The organism is Agrobacterium sp. MA01 (assembly GCF_009650195.1).
Taxonomy (GTDB): domain Bacteria; phylum Pseudomonadota; class Alphaproteobacteria; order Rhizobiales; family Rhizobiaceae; genus Allorhizobium.
This window is the reverse complement of the sequence record NZ_CP045854.1, coordinates 3,932,738-3,951,004: the sequence shown is the minus strand read 5'-3', so window position 1 is coordinate 3,951,004 and position 18,267 is coordinate 3,932,738. Positions and strand designations below refer to the sequence as shown.

Annotated in this window: 20 protein-coding genes; 13 read left to right on the top strand and 7 right to left on the bottom strand. The window is 61.1% G+C overall.

The genetic code is table 11. The features are described from left to right. Positions 1 to 84 precede the first annotated feature (84 nt). The 3 genes from GH983_RS18925 (at position 85) to GH983_RS18915 (ending at position 3,416) form a co-directional block, all read left to right on the top strand. Positions 85 to 1,278, top strand: a complete 1,194-nt coding sequence (locus GH983_RS18925; RefSeq protein WP_069042842.1) for an MFS transporter — start codon at positions 85 to 87, stop codon at positions 1,276 to 1,278. A gap of 130 nt (positions 1,279 to 1,408) precedes the next feature. Further along, entirely contained in the window at positions 1,409 to 2,674 is a 1,266-nt protein-coding gene (gene ispG, locus GH983_RS18920) for a flavodoxin-dependent (E)-4-hydroxy-3-methylbut-2-enyl-diphosphate synthase (protein ID WP_194842753.1), read from the top strand. Between the two features lie 76 nt (positions 2,675 to 2,750). Next, entirely contained in the window at positions 2,751 to 3,416 is a 666-nt protein-coding gene (locus tag GH983_RS18915) for an OmpA family protein (protein WP_153763225.1), read from the top strand. 56 nt (positions 3,417 to 3,472) lie between these two features. Here the strand turns inward: GH983_RS18915 and GH983_RS18910 are convergent, their stop codons facing one another. The 3 genes from GH983_RS18910 to GH983_RS18900 all read right to left on the bottom strand — a co-directional run bounded on the left by GH983_RS18910 (position 3,473) and on the right by GH983_RS18900 (position 6,139). After that, positions 3,473 to 4,105: a LysE family translocator gene (locus tag GH983_RS18910; protein ID WP_069042844.1), complete on the bottom strand. Its 633-nt coding sequence runs from the start codon at positions 4,103 to 4,105 to the stop codon at positions 3,473 to 3,475. 62 nt (positions 4,106 to 4,167) lie between these two features. After that, on the bottom strand, positions 4,168 to 5,223 hold the full coding sequence (gene hisC / locus GH983_RS18905) for a histidinol-phosphate transaminase (RefSeq protein WP_069042845.1): 1,056 nt from the start codon (positions 5,221 to 5,223) through the stop codon (positions 4,168 to 4,170). 1 nt (position 5,224) lies between these two features. Further along, the gene (locus GH983_RS18900; RefSeq protein WP_069042846.1) at positions 5,225 to 6,139 is read right to left on the bottom strand and encodes a polyprenyl synthetase family protein; all 915 of its coding nucleotides are present in this window, start codon (positions 6,137 to 6,139) and stop codon (positions 5,225 to 5,227) included. A gap of 213 nt (positions 6,140 to 6,352) precedes the next feature. On the opposite strand from GH983_RS18900, the gene mtgA reads away from it, so the two are divergent. The 4 genes from mtgA to GH983_RS18880 all read left to right on the top strand — a co-directional run bounded on the left by mtgA (position 6,353) and on the right by GH983_RS18880 (position 8,609). Next, on the top strand, positions 6,353 to 7,018 hold the full coding sequence (gene mtgA, locus GH983_RS18895; protein ID WP_236759381.1) for a monofunctional biosynthetic peptidoglycan transglycosylase: 666 nt from the start codon (positions 6,353 to 6,355) through the stop codon (positions 7,016 to 7,018). Positions 7,019 to 7,090: 72 nt separating this feature from the next. Beyond that, complete coding sequence (locus GH983_RS18890) at positions 7,091 to 7,738, top strand: glutathione S-transferase family protein (protein WP_069042848.1); 648 nt, start codon at positions 7,091 to 7,093, stop codon at positions 7,736 to 7,738. A 156-nt stretch (positions 7,739 to 7,894) separates the two neighbouring features. Then, positions 7,895 to 8,080, top strand: a complete 186-nt coding sequence (gene rpmF, locus GH983_RS18885; RefSeq protein WP_006724402.1) for a 50S ribosomal protein L32 — start codon at positions 7,895 to 7,897, stop codon at positions 8,078 to 8,080. A 133-nt stretch (positions 8,081 to 8,213) separates the two neighbouring features. Next, positions 8,214 to 8,609, top strand: coding sequence for a hypothetical protein (locus GH983_RS18880; protein ID WP_054150337.1), 396 nt, complete (start codon positions 8,214 to 8,216; stop codon positions 8,607 to 8,609). 39 nt (positions 8,610 to 8,648) lie between these two features. Here the strand turns inward: GH983_RS18880 and phaR are convergent, their stop codons facing one another. After that, a complete protein-coding gene (gene phaR / locus GH983_RS18875) occupies positions 8,649 to 9,227 on the bottom strand; it encodes a polyhydroxyalkanoate synthesis repressor PhaR (protein ID WP_054150338.1) in 579 nt (192 codons plus the stop codon). Positions 9,228 to 9,451: 224 nt separating this feature from the next. Here phaR and GH983_RS18870 point away from each other — a divergent pair, with 224 nt between their 5' ends. The 3 genes from GH983_RS18870 to GH983_RS18860 all read left to right on the top strand — a co-directional run bounded on the left by GH983_RS18870 (position 9,452) and on the right by GH983_RS18860 (position 11,926). Continuing rightward, positions 9,452 to 10,633 carry an acetyl-CoA C-acetyltransferase gene (locus GH983_RS18870; RefSeq protein ID WP_054150339.1) on the top strand — a complete coding sequence of 394 codons (1,182 nt, stop codon included), beginning with the start codon at positions 9,452 to 9,454 and terminating at the stop codon, positions 10,631 to 10,633. Between the two features lie 148 nt (positions 10,634 to 10,781). Beyond that, a complete protein-coding gene (locus tag GH983_RS18865; protein WP_054150340.1) occupies positions 10,782 to 11,507 on the top strand; it encodes a beta-ketoacyl-ACP reductase in 726 nt (241 codons plus the stop codon). 65 nt (positions 11,508 to 11,572) lie between these two features. Continuing rightward, positions 11,573 to 11,926, top strand: coding sequence for a hypothetical protein (locus GH983_RS18860; RefSeq protein WP_194842752.1), 354 nt, complete (start codon positions 11,573 to 11,575; stop codon positions 11,924 to 11,926). A 210-nt stretch (positions 11,927 to 12,136) separates the two neighbouring features. Here the strand turns inward: GH983_RS18860 and GH983_RS18855 are convergent, their stop codons facing one another. The 3 genes from GH983_RS18855 to GH983_RS18845 are packed head-to-tail and all read right to left on the bottom strand — an operon-like array spanning position 12,137 to position 13,594. Beyond that, positions 12,137 to 12,391, bottom strand: a complete 255-nt coding sequence (locus tag GH983_RS18855) for a glycine zipper domain-containing protein (RefSeq protein ID WP_054150342.1) — start codon at positions 12,389 to 12,391, stop codon at positions 12,137 to 12,139. A gap of 41 nt (positions 12,392 to 12,432) precedes the next feature. Beyond that, a complete protein-coding gene (locus GH983_RS18850; protein ID WP_076396891.1) occupies positions 12,433 to 12,585 on the bottom strand; it encodes a DUF3309 family protein in 153 nt (50 codons plus the stop codon). Further along, entirely contained in the window at positions 12,518 to 13,594 is a 1,077-nt protein-coding gene (locus GH983_RS18845; protein ID WP_153763224.1) for an alpha/beta fold hydrolase, read from the bottom strand. The genes GH983_RS18850 and GH983_RS18845 overlap by 68 nt, the downstream gene beginning before the upstream one ends. Positions 13,595 to 13,948: 354 nt before the next feature. On the opposite strand from GH983_RS18845, the gene GH983_RS18840 reads away from it, so the two are divergent. From GH983_RS18840 to fdxA, 3 genes are all read left to right on the top strand, one after another. Continuing rightward, a complete protein-coding gene (locus GH983_RS18840) occupies positions 13,949 to 16,987 on the top strand; it encodes a helicase-related protein (RefSeq protein ID WP_153763644.1) in 3,039 nt (1,012 codons plus the stop codon). Continuing rightward, complete coding sequence (locus GH983_RS18835) at positions 16,987 to 17,397, top strand: RNA-binding S4 domain-containing protein (RefSeq protein WP_054150345.1); 411 nt, start codon at positions 16,987 to 16,989, stop codon at positions 17,395 to 17,397. The genes GH983_RS18840 and GH983_RS18835 overlap by 1 nt, the downstream gene beginning before the upstream one ends. A 192-nt stretch (positions 17,398 to 17,589) precedes the next feature. Continuing rightward, positions 17,590 to 17,928 (top strand): ferredoxin FdxA, encoded by a 339-nt coding sequence (gene fdxA, locus GH983_RS18830; protein ID WP_054150346.1) that lies wholly within the window; start codon positions 17,590 to 17,592, stop codon positions 17,926 to 17,928. Positions 17,929 to 18,267: the final 339 nt, after the last annotated feature.

The window sequence follows — 18,267 nt, the reverse complement described above, 5'->3', positions numbered from 1 at the left end:
ACAAAAATTTACAGTTGGGACGCGCGGGACATGTTGTCGTTTAAATCGATTTAATTACAGTGCGCCCGACTATGGGAGCAGGACATGAATGACATAGCCCACACCATCACTTCCCCGGCCGAACCAGCGCCGATCGTCACCAGGGAGAGGGCCGCTGTCGCCCTGCTCTTCTTCCTGAATGGCCTCGTCATCGGAGCCTGGGCACCGAAAATTCCGTTCTTCTCAGAGGCGCTCGGGTTGTCGGAGTTGATGCTGGGCGTGATGATCTTCGTCTTCGGCGTGGGTTCGCTGGTGCTGATGCCGATCGCCGGCATGCAGATTGCCCGTTACGGCTCGCGGCGCGTCGTGGAAGTGACCACGCTCTTGTTCATCCCGACCATCGTGCTCGTCACGCTGGTTGACAATATCTGGACGGGAGCCATCGCCATCTTCCTGTTCGGTGGCCTGACCGGGGCGATGGACGTGGCGATGAATGCCAATGCGGTCGAGGTCGAGCGCAACATGCGCCGTTCGATCATGTCCTCCTGTCACGCCTTCTGGAGCCTTGGTGGGCTCTGCGGTGCGGCGACCGGCGGTTTTCTGATTGCGGCGCTCGGTGTCACTGGTCACGTGCTGCTTCTGGCCGCCGTCTGCGTCGTTCTCTTTCTTGTCGCCCGCCCGATGATCCTCTCGGACGCGCCGCATCCAAGTGACGAGCCGGCCAAGGCCAAGCTGCCGATGACGCCGCTGCCCTGGCTGATCGGCACGATCGCGCTGTTCTGCATGATCCCTGAGGGCACCGTGCTTGACTGGAGCGCGCTCTACCTGCGCAACGAGCTGAATGCCTCGACCGAGATGTCGGGCTTCGCCTTCGCGGCCTTCTCCCTCACCATGGCGGTCTGCCGCTTTGCGGGCGATTTCATCCGTGACCGCTTCGGTGCCGTGAATACACTGCGCTTCTGCGGTGTGGCTGCGATCATCGGGCTTGTCATGGCGGGCCAGTCTTCCAGCGTGACCTTTGCGCTGATCGGCTTTGCCATCACCGGAATCGGGATCTCGAACATGGTGCCGATCGCGTTTTCGGCGGGCGGCAACATTCCGGGGCTTGCACCCGGTGTTGGCCTCTCGGTCGTCACCACCATGGGCTATTCCGGCATCCTCTTTGCGCCATCGCTGATCGGGTTTGTGGCCGAGCACACGTCGCTGTCGAGTGTCTACACAGCGATCCCAGCGCTGCTGATCGTGGTTCTGGCTCTCTCCAGGCTCGCGCGTCATGCGGACCGGGCGACAGGTCACTGAAAGATGTGGGGACGTCGCTTTGGACAGACTTGCGCACGCGGGCATGTGAACGCGTAAAGGCGTCTTTCAGTTGACAAGCGATCGGCTTTGATCCACCTCCATGGCGATTGAGGCTTGCAGAGAAACAGCCATGAACGCACCCCTGATCCCGCCCGCCGATGCCTTTGACCCCAAGCCGCGCCGTTCGTCGGTCGCGGTGGAAGTGGGTGGCGTCATCATCGGTGGTGGAGCTCCTGTCGTCGTTCAGTCGATGACCAATACCGATACCGCAGATGTCGATGCGACCGTTGCCCAGGTTGCTGCCCTCTACAAGGCAGGCTCCGAGGTCGTCCGCATCACCGTCGACCGTGACGAGAGTGCCGCTGCCGTTCCAAAAATCCGCGAGCGCCTGCTCCGCCTCGGTATGGACGTGCCGCTGATCGGCGATTTTCATTACATCGGCCACAAGCTGCTCGCCGATCACCCGGCCTGCGCCGAGGCGCTCGCCAAGTATCGCATCAATCCCGGCAATGTCGGCTTCAAGGACAAGAAGGACAAGCAGTTCGCCGAGATCGTCGAGATGGCGATCCGCTACGACAAACCTGTCCGCATTGGGGTCAACTGGGGTTCGCTCGATCAGGAGCTCTTGACCCGGCTTATGGACGAGAACGCGGCCAATGGTTCGCCGCTTTCGGCGCGTCAGGTGACGCGTGAGGCGATCGTGCAATCCGCGCTCCTGTCGGCCGAGCTTGCCGAAGAGATTGGCTTGCCCCGTAACCGCATCATTCTCTCGGCCAAGGTCAGCCAGGTGCAGGACCTGATCGCCGTCTATTCGATGCTCGCCGAGCGCTCGAACCATGCTCTGCATTTGGGGCTTACCGAGGCCGGCATGGGCTCGAAGGGCATCGTCGCCTCGTCCGCGGCCATGGGCTACGTGCTGCAGCATGGTATCGGTGATACGGTTCGCGTGTCGCTCACCCCGGAACCGAATGGTGATCGGACCCGTGAAGTCCAGGTTGCCCAGGAACTGCTGCAAGTCATGGGCTTCCGCCAGTTCGTGCCTGTTGTCGCGGCCTGTCCGGGTTGCGGTCGCACGACATCGACGGTCTTCCAGGAACTCGCCCAGAAGATCCAGGACGACCTGCGCAAGAACATGCCGGTCTGGCGTGAAAAGTATCCGGGTGTCGAGGGCCTGAACGTTGCGGTCATGGGCTGCATCGTCAATGGTCCTGGCGAAAGCAAGCATGCCGATATCGGCATCTCGCTTCCGGGCACCGGGGAAAACCCGGCGGCTCCCGTGTTCATCGACGGCGAGAAGGCGATGACTCTGCGCGGCCCGAACATCGCAGCCGATTTCGAGGCGCTGGTGGCAGACTATATCGAGAAGCGTTACGGCCAGAAGTCGGCGGCTGAGTGAGCTTGCTGGCCAACTTTTTGTTGCCGCAATTTCACGGTTGACGGATTATCAGCCGAATCCTGGAGGGACACCGAGCATGATCAAGAAGTTCGCCATTCTCGCGCTGTGCGCGACCTATCTGAGTGCCTGCACCACGACCGACCCCTATACGGGGCAGCAGAAGGTGTCCAACACGGCGGGCGGCGCGGCGCTGGGCGCTGCCGTTGGCGCGCTTGGTGGCCTCGCTGTCGGCGGTTCGCCGGAAGGCCGCCGCAACGCAGCCCTCATCGGTGCCGGTATCGGTGCGCTGGCGGGCGGCGCGATCGGCAATTACATGGACCAGCAGGAAGCCGAACTGCGCGCCCAGCTGCAGGGAACCGGGATCTCGGTCACCCGCGTCGGCGATCGCATCGTCCTGAACATGCCGTCGAACATCACGTTCAATACCGATCAGGATGCGGTCATGCCGCAGTTCTACCCGACCCTGAACTCTGTCGCGATCGTGCTGCGCAAGTTCGACCGGACGCTGATCGATATCAACGGTCACACCGATTCGACCGGCAGCCAGGCCTATAACCAGGGTCTGTCCGAGCGCCGCGCCATGTCCGTTGCCGGCTATCTCAACAGCCAGGGCGTCGACCCGCGTCGTGTCTCGGCTGTTGGCTTCGGCCCGAACCAGCCGATTGCATCCAACGCGACACCGGACGGCCGTGCGCAGAACCGTCGCGTGGAAATCCAGATCTCACCGCTGACCCAGGGCTGATCTGCGATCCAAACACTTGCAAGAGGCGCCGCAACCCATGCGGCGCCTTTTTCGTTTCAGCGGAAGGTCAGCATCTTCACGCCTGCGGTCGCGAACAGGACCGCGAGCGTTCCATCGATGTAGCGACGCGCCGCGCGGTAGATGCGCAGTGCCCCGGGCGTTGAGAACAACAATGCGTAGCCCATGAAGACAATGAAGCCGGTCATAAGGCAGCCGCAGACGATGATCGCAACGGCAACCGGTGTGGCATTGGCCGGCAGGCCGAGCGAGATGATGGCGAGCCAGGCAAAGATCGCCTTGGGGTTCGTCAGGTGGATCGCATAGCCCATCAGAAAAGTGCGTTTCAGGCTCGAAGCGGCCTTGGTCAGGGAAAGCGGGTCAATGCTGCTCGCGGCGGAGCGGAATGCGCGCCAGGCGAGATAGAGCAGATAGAGCCCTCCGAGGATCCGCATCAGGATCAGCGCCTGCGCATATTGCGACAGGACCGCGGCCAGCCCTAGGGAGGCGGCAATCGCCCAGGTCATCGATCCGCAAAAGATGCCCGCCGCAATCGTCAGGCCGTGCCTCCGTCCCTGGCCAAGCGAGGCGGAAGCGATCGCCATGGTGGCCGGACCGGGGCTCAAGACTGCCACGAGGTAGACGAGATAGGCGGTCACGACCTGAGGCCAGTGTTGCAGGATTTCAGTCACGGGCACGCTCCGGCTCTCACTAAAGTTGCAGGAGCGTAGCGCTTTCCGGCGCGGACGACACGTCAGATGATTTGATCGATCGCGTCCAGAAACTGATGGCATTCCTCTGTCGTGCCGATTGTCACGCGGAGGAAGTCCGAAATGCGCGGCTTGTTGAAGTGGCGAACGAGGACCGCTCGCTCACGCAGACCTTTTTGCAGAACGGCACCCTGATGCGCCGGATGGCGGGTGAAGACGAAGTTCGTCGATGACGGCAGGACCTCGAAGCCACGGGTCTCTAGCGCCTTTGTCACCATGTCGCGGTTGGCGATGATCTTGCTGCGTGCCTCGTCAAACCACATCTCGTCCTCGATCGCCGCGGTTGCAGCGGCCTGGGCCAGCATGTCGACGGGATAGGAGTTGAAGCTGTCCTTCATCCGCTCCAGCGCCTCGATCAGCGGCCGCTGGCCGAGCGCAAAGCCGACGCGCAGGCCTGCGAGCGAGCGGGATTTCGAGAAGGTCTGGACAACGAGCAGGTTGTCGTAGCGCGGAATCAGCGAAGCTGCCGTCTCTGCGCCGAAATCGACATAGGCCTCGTCGATCACCACGACCTGATCAGGGTGCGAGGCGACCAGCTTTTCGATCTCAGACAGCGGGAGAGCGATGCCGGTCGGGGCGTTGGGATTGGCAAGGATGATTGCACCGCAAGGGCGGTCGTAATCGCCGATACGCACGCGCAGGCCCTCGTCCAGCGGGATCTCCTCGACCTTGACCTCGAAGAGACGGGCATAGGTCTTGTAGAAGCTGTAGGTGATGTCGGGATAGAGGAGCGGCGCGTCGTGCTTCAGCAGGCCTGCGAAGGTGAAGGCCAGCACTTCATCAGAGCCGTTGCCGACGAAAACCTCGTCCATGGTCAGGTCGAAGCGCTTCGCGATGGCCTCGCGCAGGGCCGTGGACGCCGGATCGGGATAAAGGCGCAGACGCTCACCGGAAGTGGCTGCGATCGCGTCCAGCACCTTCTGCGAGGGTCCGTATGGGCTCTCATTGGTGTTGAGTTTGACCAGACCCGGGATTTTCGGCTGTTCGCCGGCGACATAGGGTTCCAGTGCGTGGACGGCGGACGACCAGAAACGGCTCATGCTATTTCTTCCTGTATGCGATGAAATGGGCGGCTTCCTTGAGCGGCTCGGCCTGTTCGCCGTAGGGCTCAAGGAGTGCGTTGGCTTCGGCGACCAGCCGGTCGAGTTCGGCGCGGGCCCAGTCGGTGCCCTTGAGGCCGACCAGCGTCGCCTTGCCCTTGGCCGCGTCCTTGCCTGTTGCCTTGCCAAGGGTGGCGGCATCCGAGGTAATGTCGAGCAGATCGTCGGCCAGCTGGAAGGCGCGGCCGATGATTTCGCCAAAGCGGCGCAGGCGATCGCGGTCTTCCGCCAGGCGACCGGCGATGATGGCGCCTGCCTCACAGGCAAACCGCAGTAGCGCGCCCGTCTTCATGGCCTGCAGCGTCACGATGCCTGCTTCGTCGGGCTGATCCGTCTCGGCAGCGAGATCAAGCATCTGGCCACCAGCCATGCCGCCGATTCCGGCTGCTCGTGAGAGCTCGAGGACAAGGGCGAGTTTGGCTGTGTCGGGCAGGGGTGTTTCCGGTGAAGCGATGATGTCGAAGGCGTAGGTCAGCAGACCATCGCCGGCGAGGATCGCGGTTGCTTCGTCATACTGTCTGTGAACCGTCGGCTTGCCGCGGCGCAGGTCGTCGTCGTCCATGGCGGGCAGATCGTCATGGACGAGCGAATAGCTATGCAGGCATTCGAGCGCACAGCCGACCTGAAGGGCTGCCTCTTCGCTTCCGCCGAAAAGGCGTGCCGCCTGCATCACCAGATAAGGCCGAAGGCGCTTGCCACCGTTCAGGGCGCCGTAATGCATGGCCTCGATCAGCCGCCGGGGGCGAGCGACTTCCGCCGGACGCGGCGTTGCGTCCAGCAGGATGTCCAGCCTCGCCTCGACGAGTGTGGCGTGGGCGTTCAGGCTTTTTTCAAAGGCATCGGCGCTCTTGGTCATTCCGGCTATTTGGCACGCTACCCCTGGTCAGGCAACGGGAAATTGAGCCGGGGAAAGAGGCGGAAGCGCGCACCCAGACTGGTCATTTGCCAAGAGGGCGGCTATGAGGGGCCATCATCGATCACGGACCCCACTTCATTGACACTGGAAGTCGAGGCATTGGAGCAAGACGAGAAGTTTGCGCCCGAGAAGAAGCGGCGGCGTCGGCCCCGGATCGTCCGGGCCGTGCTCATTGCACTCTTCATCTTCCTCGCCGCGCCTTACCTTCTCATTCTGCTCTATCGTCTGGAGTTTGTCCGGCCGGTCTCGACGCTGATGCTGGCGGATCTCGCCACCTTGCAAGGCTACGATCGTCGCTGGGTGGAGTTCGAGGATATCTCGCCGAATGTCGTGCGGGCCGTCATGATGTCGGAGGACGGCCAGTACTGCAATCACGGCGGGGTGGACTGGACCCAGCTGCAGTCCGTGATCGACGACGCAATGGCGGGTGAGGCGACGCGCGGCGCCAGCACGATCCCGATGCAGACAGCGAAGAACCTGTTCCTGTGGAACGGTCGCTCTTTCATTCGCAAAGGCCTCGAACTGCCCCTGGCGCTGGCGCTGGATGCTGCCTGGCCGAAGGAGCGGACGATGGAGATTTATCTCAATGTCGCCGAATGGGGTCCGGGTATCTACGGCATCGAAGCGGCTGCGCAGCATCACTTCAAGACGTCGGCCGCGAAGCTCAGTCGCCAGCAGGCGGCCCTTCTCGCCGTCTCCCTCCCCAATCCGATCGATCGTGTCGCGAGCAAGCCGGGGCCGGGTCTGAGGCGTCTGGCCGGGGTCGTCGATCGTCGTGCGCGCGCCTCGGGTGATTACATCACCTGTCTTTATGGCTGAGATCAGAAGCTTTCGTTGGTCGGAACCACTCCCTCGCGTCTAGGATCGGTTCTCGACAACGCGGAGCGCGCCATGGACGACCTGATCCTCTACATCGCCAACAAGAACTACTCCTCCTGGTCGTTTCGGCCCTGGATCGCGATGACGGCCGCCGGCATACCGTTTCGCGAAGAACTGATCCCCTTCGGGCCGGGTGCCACGCATCCTCAGTTCCGTGAGCTTTCGCCGACGGGCAAGGTGCCTGTGCTGCATCACGGCTCTGTCCGGGTCTGGGAATCGCTCGCCATCATCGAATATGTCGCCGAGCTCTATCCCGATGCCGGGCTCTGGCCTGCGGATCGCGAGAGCCGGTCGCTCGCGCGATCCATCTCGATGGAAATGCTATCCGGGTTCCGAGCCTTGCGCAGCGCTTGCCCGATGAACCTGCGGCGGCCCGTGAGGGCGATCCCGTTGCCCGAGGGGGTGGCGGCCGATGTCGCCCGCATCGAGGCGATCTGGCGGGAGATGCGGAAACGGTCGGGCGGGCCCTTCCTGTTCGGCGCCTTTTCCGCGGCGGATGCCATGTTCGCGCCTGTCGTGAATCGCTTTGCAGCCTACGATCTGGTAGGAGATGCAGAGACGGCCGCCTATATGGATGCCATGCGAGCGCATCCGGCCTGGCGTAGCTGGGAGACGGCGGCACTTGCTGAACCCTGGATCGTGCCCGAAGACGAGGCCTGAGCGGGCCTCGGTTAGATTCGAAAAAAGTGGCCCGGGGTCTGGTCAAACCGACTTCGGGCATGTATAAGCCCGCCAAATTCCGAGTTCGAGACGTGTTCTGTCCGGTCTCATCGAGGCCGAATAAACCCGTCTTGCCCGTCACGTGGAGTAACGAAAATGGCTGTACCAAAAAGAAAAACAAGCCCGTCCAAGCGCGGTATGCGCCGCTCTGCTGACGCGCTGAAGGCATCGACTTATGTCGAAGACAAGAACTCCGGCGAACTGCGCCGCCCGCACCATATCGATCTGAAGACCGGTATGTATCGCGGCCGTCAGGTTCTGACGCCGAAGGAAAGCGCATAATTCCTGCGCTTTGACTGACTAGTTTGAAGGGCCGGCGCTTGCGCCGGCCTTTTCATTTGTCATTTGGCATAGTTAAATTGCGCCGCGCCCGCCGCGGAGCCGGACGGGATCGCAGTGCAAGGAAGGATTCCGCATGCTGATTGCCGTGCCGCTGATGATCGTTCCCTTCATCTTCTACAACGCCGTGATGCTCGGAAGCGGGATTGCCGCCTTCTCGACAGTGATCATGACCGTGCCGATGCTGTCGGGTGCCGTCTGGACGATGACGCTCGGCGATCTTGTCATCCTGTCGGCGCTGATCGCCCTGTTTTTCGAGGTGTTGAAAGCGACGCTGAGTACCCGGGGGTCGCTGATGAACCACATGTTTTCCATGGTGGTCTTTATCGGCTTTCTCGTCGAATTCCTGCTCGTGCGCGACGCAGCAACGCAGCTGTTCTTCAGCCTGATGGTCATCGCCTTCATCGATGTCGTTGCAGGCTTCACGATCTCCAATCGGGCCGCCGGACGGGACGTCTCGATCGGGCTCTGATCCCCAATATGAAAAAGGCCCCTTCCGGGGCCTCGCTCTTCAAAGATTGTCGAGTTTGTTCTGCAGGGAGCGCAACTGCTCCTTCAACTCGTCGATATCCTTGGCTTCCGCCTTCTTGGTTTCCTTGGCTGGCTGCTGGCCACCGAGGAAAGGCGAGAACATCTGCATGGCCTGCTGGAACATATCGGTGTTGCGTTTGACCTGCTCCTCCATCAGCTGGATCGGCATCTGCAGGTTCTTGGACAGTGGATGGTCACCGAAGGCCTTGGTCATCTGCTCGCGCATCTGGGTCTGCTGTTCGGTGAAGGCTTTCATCGAATGCTCGAGGAAGCTCGGGACGACCATCTGCATCTGATCGCCATAGTAGCTGATGAGCTGGCGCAGGAAGGAGATCGGCAGCAAGGTATTGCCGGTCTTGGATTCCTGTTCGAAGATGATCTGGGTCAGGACGGAATGCGTGATGTCGTCACCGGACTTGGCATCCTGCACAACGAAATCCTCGCCCTTCTTGACCATCTTGGCGAGGTCCTCAAGGGTGACGTAGGTGCTGGTCCCGGTATTGTAGAGGCGTCGATTGGCGTACTTCTTGATAACGATTTCGCCATCGGCTTTGGCCATTTCTGTCTCCTAACCCGTCGTTTTTCGATTGTTTTTGCTCTTCCCGAAGTCAAGTGTAAGCGCAAATTCAGTCCGGTGACAATCTCTTTGTGCGATGCAGGATCGGCATTTGACGAAAGACAAGAAAGCGCAACCAAAGAACGAGAATGTCGGGCTTATCTTGTTTGACACCGGCGGCAGTCTTTGTCAGTTTCTCCTCAATCACAAAACCCGAGGAGACCTCCATGAGCACCCCGTCCATCGTTATCGCGAGCGCTGCCAGAACCCCGGTCGGATCTTTCAACGGGGCGTTGTCATCCGTCGCAGCGCATGATCTCGGCGCCATCGCCATCAAGGCCGTGCTGGAGCGCGCCGGCGTGGAGGCGGGTGAAGTCGACGAAGTCATTCTCGGGCAGATCCTTACCGCAGGGCAGGGGCAGAACCCGGCTCGCCAGGCAGCGATGAAGGCCGGTATTCCGCAGGAGGCGACAGCCTGGGGTCTCAATCAGCTCTGCGGTTCCGGCTTGCGTGCCGTCGCCATCGGCATGCAGCAGATCGCGACAGGCGACGCGAGGATCATCATTGCCGGCGGGCAGGAATCGATGTCGATGGCGCCGCACTGCGCGCACCTGCGCAACGGCACAAAAATGGGCGACCTGAAGATGGTCGACACCATGATCAAGGACGGCCTTACCGATGCCTTCTACGGATATCACATGGGCACGACCGCGGAAAATGTTGCCCGGCAGTGGCAGCTGACCCGTGACGAACAGGACGCCTTTGCGGTCGCTTCGCAGAACAAGGCGGAGGCCGCCCAGGTTGCCGGCCGTTTCAAGGACGAAATCGTTCCTGTCATCGTGCCCGGCCGCAAGGGCGACGTCACTGTCGATCAGGATGAGTACATCCGCATCGGTGCGACGCTCGAAAGCATGCAGAAGCTGAAACCCGCCTTCGACAAGGAAGGCACGGTCACCGCCGGCAACGCATCCGGTATCAATGATGGTGCGGCGGTCGCCCTGCTGATGACCGAGGCCGAGGCTTCGCGTCGTGGTATCGCGCCGCTCGCCCGTGTCGTCTCTTGGGCAACCGCAGGTGTCGATCCGAAGATCATGGGCACTGGCCCAATCCCGGCGTCGCGCAAGGCGCTTGAGAAGGCCGGCTGGAAGATTTCCGATCTCGACCTCGTTGAAGCCAACGAAGCCTTTGCCGCACAGGCCTGCGCCGTGAACAAAGATCTCGGCTGGGATACCTCGATCGTGAACGTCAATGGTGGCGCGATCGCGATCGGCCATCCGGTCGGCGCGTCCGGCGCCCGCATTCTCAACACGCTGCTGTTCGAGATGAAGCGTCGCGGCGCCAAGAAGGGCCTCGCCACGCTGTGCATCGGCGGTGGCATGGGTGTTGCCATGTGCCTCGAGGCATTCTGATCCGGCCTCTTCGAATGGCGGCCGTTCGCCCTTGACCCGACGAATTTCCATCCCGGCTCTTGGCCGGGATGGGCAAGTCATGCCGTTGCGACGGGAACGCGACGGTGATCCAGATGGGAACCCATAGAAGAAGAACGGGGAGGACAGCATGAGCAGAGTGGCTTTGGTAACCGGTGGCACGCGCGGCATTGGTGCTGCGATTTCGGTCGCCTTGAAGAATGCAGGCTACAAGGTCGCGGCGAACTTCGCCGGCAATGAAGAGAAGGCCAAGGCCTTCGAAGCCGAGACCGGCATTCCCGTGTTTAAATGGGATGTCTCCAATTACCAGGCCTGCGTCGACGGTATCGCTGCGGTTGAGGCTGCACTCGGTCCGGTGGAGGTGCTCGTCAACAATGCCGGCATCACCCGCGACGCGATGTTCCACAAGATGACGCCCGAGCAGTGGGGCGAGGTGATCAACACCAACCTCACCGGTCTCTTCAACATGACCCACCCGGTCTGGACCGGCATGCGTGACCGCAGCTTCGGTCGCGTCATCAACATCTCCTCGATCAATGGCCAGAAGGGCCAGATGGGGCAGGCCAACTATTCCGCGGCGAAGGCCGGCGATCTCGGTTTCACCAAGGCGCTCGCCCAGGAAGGAGCCGCCAAGGGCATCACCGTCAATGCCATCTGCCCGGGCTATATCGGGACTGAGATGGTGCGCGCCATCCCGGAAAAGGTGCTGAACGAGCGGATCATTCCACAGATCCCGGTCGGTCGTCTCGGCGAGCCCGAAGAAATCGCCCGTTGTGTCGTGTTCCTTGCCTCCGACGATGCAGGCTTCATCACCGGATCGACGATTTCCGCGAATGGTGGGCAGTTTTTCGTCTGAATTACGATGAGGTTTCGACTTCAAGGCCGGCCTTGCGCCGGCCTTGTTCGTTCCTGGGAAGCGCCATGATCCAATCGGCCGTCGATATCGCGCAATTTGCCGAGCGCCTGACAAAAGCTTGGTCGCGTGAGACCTCCAGCCTTTGGTCATCGGACAATCCGGCAAGGGGCCAGTGTGGTGTCACCAGCCTTGTTGTTCAGGACCTGTTTGGCGGCCAGATCTTAAAGACGCCCCTTCAGCAGGGGCCGCACTTCTACAACCTGATTGCCGGTCGCCGCTTCGACTTCACGTCAGTCCAGTTCGCTGAGCCGATCGACTACGAGGATCTGCCCTCGGACCGGAAAGAAGCGATGTCCGATACTAATGCGGTACAGTATCGCGCCTTGCGCGGAAGGCTCGGACTTCCTGTTAATGATTGAACTCATCAGCTGCGTGCGAAATTCTTAATATCCACCGCTGCATATGGTTAACTGATTGTTATTCCACCATATATAGCAGTGAACAAACCGGGAAGACCAATGAGTCCGCGATTCGTCGTCGATTCGTTCCGGCTTTGGTCGACCGGTTAATGCAGGGCACGAAAAAGCCGCCGAACCCTGGGGATCGGCGGCTTTTGTGCAATATGCCTGTTAGCGGCAGCGTGCTTCGTAGGTCTCGCCGTAGCGGTTGCGGTAGACGCAGTAGCCGCGGCGTTCCTGCGAATTGCCGATAAGGGCGCCAGCAACGCCACCTACGCCTGCTCCGATGGCTGCGCCACGAACATTGCCGGTCGCCACACCACCGATGACGGCGCCGGAAGCTGCGCCGATGCCGGCACCACGTTCGGTCGCCGTGCAGCCGGCGAGAGGTGCGATCAATGCGAGTGCCAGAAGGGTCTTTTTCATCGTCCTATACCTTTTCTCGTCGAGTTGGAGTTCAGTTCAGGTCAAATGCGACCCATCAACATCAGGATGATGAGGATGAGCAGTACGAGCCCCAGTCCCCCCGACGGACCGTAGCCCCAGCCGCGGCTATAGCCCCAGCTTGGCAGAGCGCCGACAAGAAGCAGAATTAGAATGACGATAAGGATGGTACTCATTTGGACCCTCTCCTGAGCCTGGATGAAAAACAGTTTGTTGTGCCGTCTGAACGCGAGCCGAGACGGTTTGTTCCGTTCGGCGAAGACGCAGACCCATCAGACGGAACAGATCAGCTGCGGGCTTCCCGGCTTGCGAGGTCATGTGGCGCGGCCGCTTCTCCTCGATCGTGGCCATGCCATCGACGAAAGCGCTGATGACCCCTGCCGTCAGGGTCTGGTGCTCGACCATCGGCAGATGACCGCAATTTCTCAGAAGAACCGTCTGCACCTGGGGCAAGAGCTTCGATACCCGCAACTGATGCGCCGAAGGAACGATGGCGTCCTCGGCTCCGACGATATTGAGCACCGGCCGCCGGATCTCGGATAGATCGCTGATCAGGCTTGTTGCCGACATGAAGCGAATGCAGGCTGCGATGTCCTCGGGCCGGGCTTGCTGCAACTGCAGCCGCACTTCTTCCATAGCCGCCACGGCGCGTTCGTTTTGCCAGGGACAACCTTTGTCGAAGACGCATTCTATCGATCCCCAGCGGAATTGCTCGCTGGTGGAGATCCAGCGCCGGAAGAACTGGCGAAACAGGAGAGGGCCAATGCGTGGTACTCGCAACAACTTGGCTGGAAGTCGTTCCTGGCCTTCGAAACGACCGCAGGCAAAGGCGCCGATCAGAACGATGGACTTCACGAGTTCCGGGTAATGCCGGGCGATCAGGAGAGACACGAAGCCGCCGGTCGAATGGCCGATCAGCGTCACCGGCCTGCCGCCGAAGTCTCGCTGGATCGCTTCGGCGTAGGCGGAAGCGACGGCTTCGGGCGTGATCGCCTGGCCTGGCTCCGTTAGTTTCCAGGGATGATGTCCTGGCAGGGCGTAAGCGGCACTGCGCGCCCTTCGCACGACGTCTGGGGAATAGGTGCGCCAGAATGACGGGGCCATGACCATGCCGTGAATCAGGACAAAGTCCTGCGGCAGGTCGTTAGCTCCAATCCATTCGGCAGGCGGCGGGGACAGTGTCATCAGGTTTCACCTCGGCGGCGCAACGTGAAGCTGTTCGCAATTGTTCCATCTCCGTGTCGTCGTCTCTCGGTGCAGCTCCTTGAGGTCCAGCGTTAACGTAATCCCGCTGCGCTCCTGATTGCGGCTCAAGAACAAAGCCTGAATCTGCCGGAGTCATCGATTCGTCGCTGATTCGTTCCCAGCCTGTTCCGGGTGTGCAAGGCTCTGATCGGACTCAGCTTTCTGCCGAATTCTGGGATGAATGCATCAAGCGCCTTGCCTTTACCCTCCTTCGTCGCCATGTGTTGGCCGAGGGTGCCGGTGTGCGGAAAAGCGCGGTCCCGACTAGCGGAGCGGTCTTTGAATACGCAACCCATGATCCTGAGTGGCCGCGGCGTCAGTGCTGTGCTGGGGCCAACCAATACCGGCAAGACCCATTTTGCCATCGAACGCATGGTCGCGCACGGGTCGGGCATCATTGGTCTGCCGCTGAGATTGCTTGCCCGTGAGGTCTACACGCGCGTGGTCGAGCGTGTCGGTGCACAAAACGTTGCACTCGTGACCGGTGAGGAGAAAATCAGCCCGCCGAAAGCGCGCTTCTCCGTTTGCACGGTCGAGGCGATGCCGCGCGAAACCAAGGCGGCCTTCGTTGCCATCGACGAGATTCAGCTCGCGGGCGATCTGGAGCGCGGGCATATCTTCACCGATCGTCTGCTGCATCTGAGGGGGCGCGAGGAAACCCTGCTTCTCGGTTCGGCGACGATGAAGTCGATCCTCATTCAGCTCTTGCCCGGGATCACCATCGTCGAACGACCCCGCCTGTCGCAGCTTTTCTATGCAGGCCAGAAGAAGATCACACGTCTGCCGCAGCGGACAGCCATCGTCGCGTTTTCCGCGGAAGAAGTTTATGCGATTGCCGAGCTGATCCGCCGCCAGAGGGGCGGGGCGGCTGTCGTGTTGGGTGCGCTCAGCCCACGGACGCGCAATGCCCAGGTCGGTCTCTACCAGGAAGGCGATGTCGAATACCTGGTGGCGACCGATGCCATCGGCATGGGTCTCAACCTCGACGTCGACCATGTCGCCTTTGCGCAGGATCGAAAGTTCGACGGCTATCAGTTTCGCAACCTCAATCCGGGCGAGCTTGGCCAGATCGCGGGTCGTGCCGGGCGTCACATCAAGGATGGCACGTTCGGTGTGACCGGACGGGTGGCTCCCTTCGATGAAGAGCTGGTCGAACGGCTGCAAACGCATCAATTCGATTCCGTCAAAGTTTTGCAATGGCGGACTGAAAAATTCGATTTCTCGTCGATTGCTGGCCTGCAGAGAAGCCTCGATGCGGTGCCGCGTGTCGAAGGATTGACGCGCGCGCTGCCGGCGACGGATCAGCAGGCGCTGGAGTATCTTTCGCGCTATCCCGAGATCGCCGACATCACCAATCGACCCGAGCGGGTGGAAAAACTCTGGGAAGCCTGCGCGCTGCCCGACTATCGGCGCATTACGCCTGCACAGCATGCTGATCTGATTCAGAGTCTGTATTTTGATTTGGTCAGGCGGGGCACCGTCAACGAGGACTTTCTCGCCGAGCAGGTGCGCCGAGCCGATCGCACCGACGGCGAAATCGATACGCTGTCGGCGCGGATCGCGCAGATCAGAACGTGGACTTATGTGTCGAACCGGCCCGGCTGGCTTGCCGATCCGACACACTGGCAAGAAAAGACGCGGGAAATCGAAGACCGATTGTCCGATGCGTTACATGAACGGTTGACGAAACGCTTTGTTGATCGCAGGACATCTGTGCTCATGAAGCGCTTGAGAGAGAATGCGATGTTGGAAGCTGAAATCAGTGTGAACGGCGATGTCTTCGTGGAAGGCCATGCCATGGGACAACTTGCGGGGTTCCGGTTCACGCCGATCTCCGGCATGGAGGGCCCGGACGCGAAGGCCGTTCAGGCGGCCGCCTACAAGGCGCTGGCGCTGGAATTCGAGGCGCGCGCCGCGCGCCTGCACGCTTCCGGCAATAATGATCTTGCCATCGGCTCGGACGGTCTCGTTCGCTGGCTGGGCGATCCGGTTGCGCGTCTGATCGGGACGGACCACATCCTGCATCCCCGTGTCATACTGCTGGCCGATGAACAGCTGACCGGCATGGCCCGGGATCACGTTGCCGCCCGCATCGAACGTTTCGTCAATCATCATATCTCGACGGTCCTGAAGCCGCTCGACGATCTGTCGCGCGCCGAAGACCTGCAGGGCCTTGCCAAGGGTCTGGCCTTCCAGCTGGTCGAAAACCTGGGCGTTCTGTTCCGCCGTGATGTCGCAGATGACGTCAAGACCCTAGATCAGGATGGCCGCGCATCGATGCGCCGTTATGGTGTGCGCTTCGGTGCCTACCACATCTTCATGCCGGCCCTTCTCAAGCCGGCGCCGGCAGAACTTATCACGCTCCTTTGGGCGCTGAAACATGACGGTCTGGACAAGCCGGGTTACGGCGATCTGATCCCGGTATTGGCTGCCGGCCGCACCTCCGTCGTCACCGATCCGAGCTATGAGCGCATGTTCTACAAGCTCGCCGGCTTCCGGTTCCTCGGCAAGCGTGCAGTCCGTATCGACATCCTCGAGCGTCTCGCCGATCTCATTCGTCCGCTCCTGCAGTGGAAGCCGGGTTCGCCGGCGCGTCCGGACGGTGCATATGATGGTCGTCGCTTCACCACGACGACTGCCATGCTGTCGATCCTCGGTGCGACCCCTGATGATATGGAAGAGATCCTGAAGGGTCTCGGCTACCGTGCGGATAGCGTTTCTGCCGAAGAAGCGGCCGCGTTCCTTGCGGCGCATAATGGCTCGGCCCCCACGGAGGCCGCAGCTGCCGAAAAGAGCGAAGACGACAGCGTCGACGATGCCGATCAGGCTGGTGAAACGGCAAGCGAAGGCGAAGCCCCTGCGGCCGTTGCCGAAGAGCAGCCCGCAGCAGCAGCGGAAGATGTCGCCTCGGCGGAGCAGCCTGCTGAAGCCACCGAGCCGAAGCCGGTACTCCTCTGGCGTCCAGGTGGCCGCAGCGACAACCAGCGTGGGACGGGCCGCCCCGGCGGCGATCGTCGTCCGCAGGGTCAGCGCAACCAGGCGCCGCGTGAAGGCGGCGAGGCTGGTGGCGAGAAGCGTGGCGAAGGTCGTCGTGACGATCGGCGCTCGGACAATCGTGGCGAGCGTCGTGACGACAATCGCGGCAAGTTTGCCGGCAAGGGCGACCGCCAGGATCGTGGCGACCGCAAGGACCGTGGTCCGCGGCCGGAGCGCGACAACAACAAGTCGCAGCCAGCACGCTTCGAGGCGAAGCCACCGCGCAAGGAGAAGCCGCTCGATCCGGATTCGCCCTTCGCCAAACTCGCGGCTCTAAAGGAACAGCTGAAGAAGTAATGGACGACAAGCAGCCACCAAGCGGTTCGCGCCAGCGCATCGACAAGTGGCTGTTCTTCGCCCGTGTAGCAAAGTCACGCAGCCTCGCGCAAGAGCGGGTGGCTGCGGGCCATGTCAGCGTCAACGGGCAGAAGGTTCGTCAACCCAGTCATCAGCTCAAGGTCGGCGACCGTCTTGATATCGCCATGCCCGAGCGTGACCTGGTGCTGGTCGTGAAGTTGCCGGGTGAGAGGCGTGGTCCCTACCAGGAAGCGAGGCTCCTCTATGAGGATCTCACGCCGCCGCCCGAGAAGAAGCCCTTCAGTCCATCCGAGCCGGGCGTTCGAGCTCCAGGCGCGGGGCGACCAACCAAGAAGGAGCGCCGGGCGCTGGATGATCTGCGCGGCGAGCCGGATTGGTCTGCTGATTAGAAAATTTCTACAAAGGCGCCCGAATTGAGGGTGTTTATCCTTGCCTTGGCAGGGATTCCGCATTAGCTCACTTGCCGTCCGACAGAAATTTCCGGTAGGGCGCGGGCCGTTCCAAACGGGGTCGTTTTCCCGACGGAACCACCCACGTTCGTCTTTCTCCTGCCGTTCGAGAACGCCATCCTGGAGTGCCGCATGACATATATCGTCACCGATAACTGCATTCGCTGCAAATACACCGATTGTGTCGAGGTCTGCCCTGTCGATTGCTTCTATGAGGGCGAAAACTTCCTCGTCATTCACCCGGACGAGTGCATCGATTGCGGCGTGTGCGAGCCGGAATGTCCTGCTGAGGCGATCAAGCCCGACACGGAGCCGGGGCTGGACAAATGGCTGAAGATCAATGCGGAATACGCAAAGATCTGGCCGAACATCACGGTCAAGAAGGAACCGATGCCGGAAGCCAAGGAAATGGACGGCGTCGATGGCAAGTTCGAGCAGTTCTTCTCGGACAAGCCGGGCTCCGGCGACTGAGGCCTTTCGGCGCGGCGTCGTGAGATGGAAGCCTGCCCAAAATTCCATCACTTGGCTGCGGATTCGCCGTTGCGTGCGCCATGATTGTGGCGCACTGCACTAAAATATTGATTTCCTCGTCTTTTTGTGATAGCGTCTCGGAACTGTTCCACTTTGCGGCATAGCTATGCCCTGAACCATCACGAAAGCAAACTCACTACCGCGCGATATACGTGACATCGGCGACACTTTTGTGTCGTGTCTCAGTCGCGACGAGGGTGGCGTTTGATTGTGTCGCGGACTGGATCAGGATGACAAGTCTCGCAACCTTGTCGTCTCATCCGGGCCTGACCGACCCGG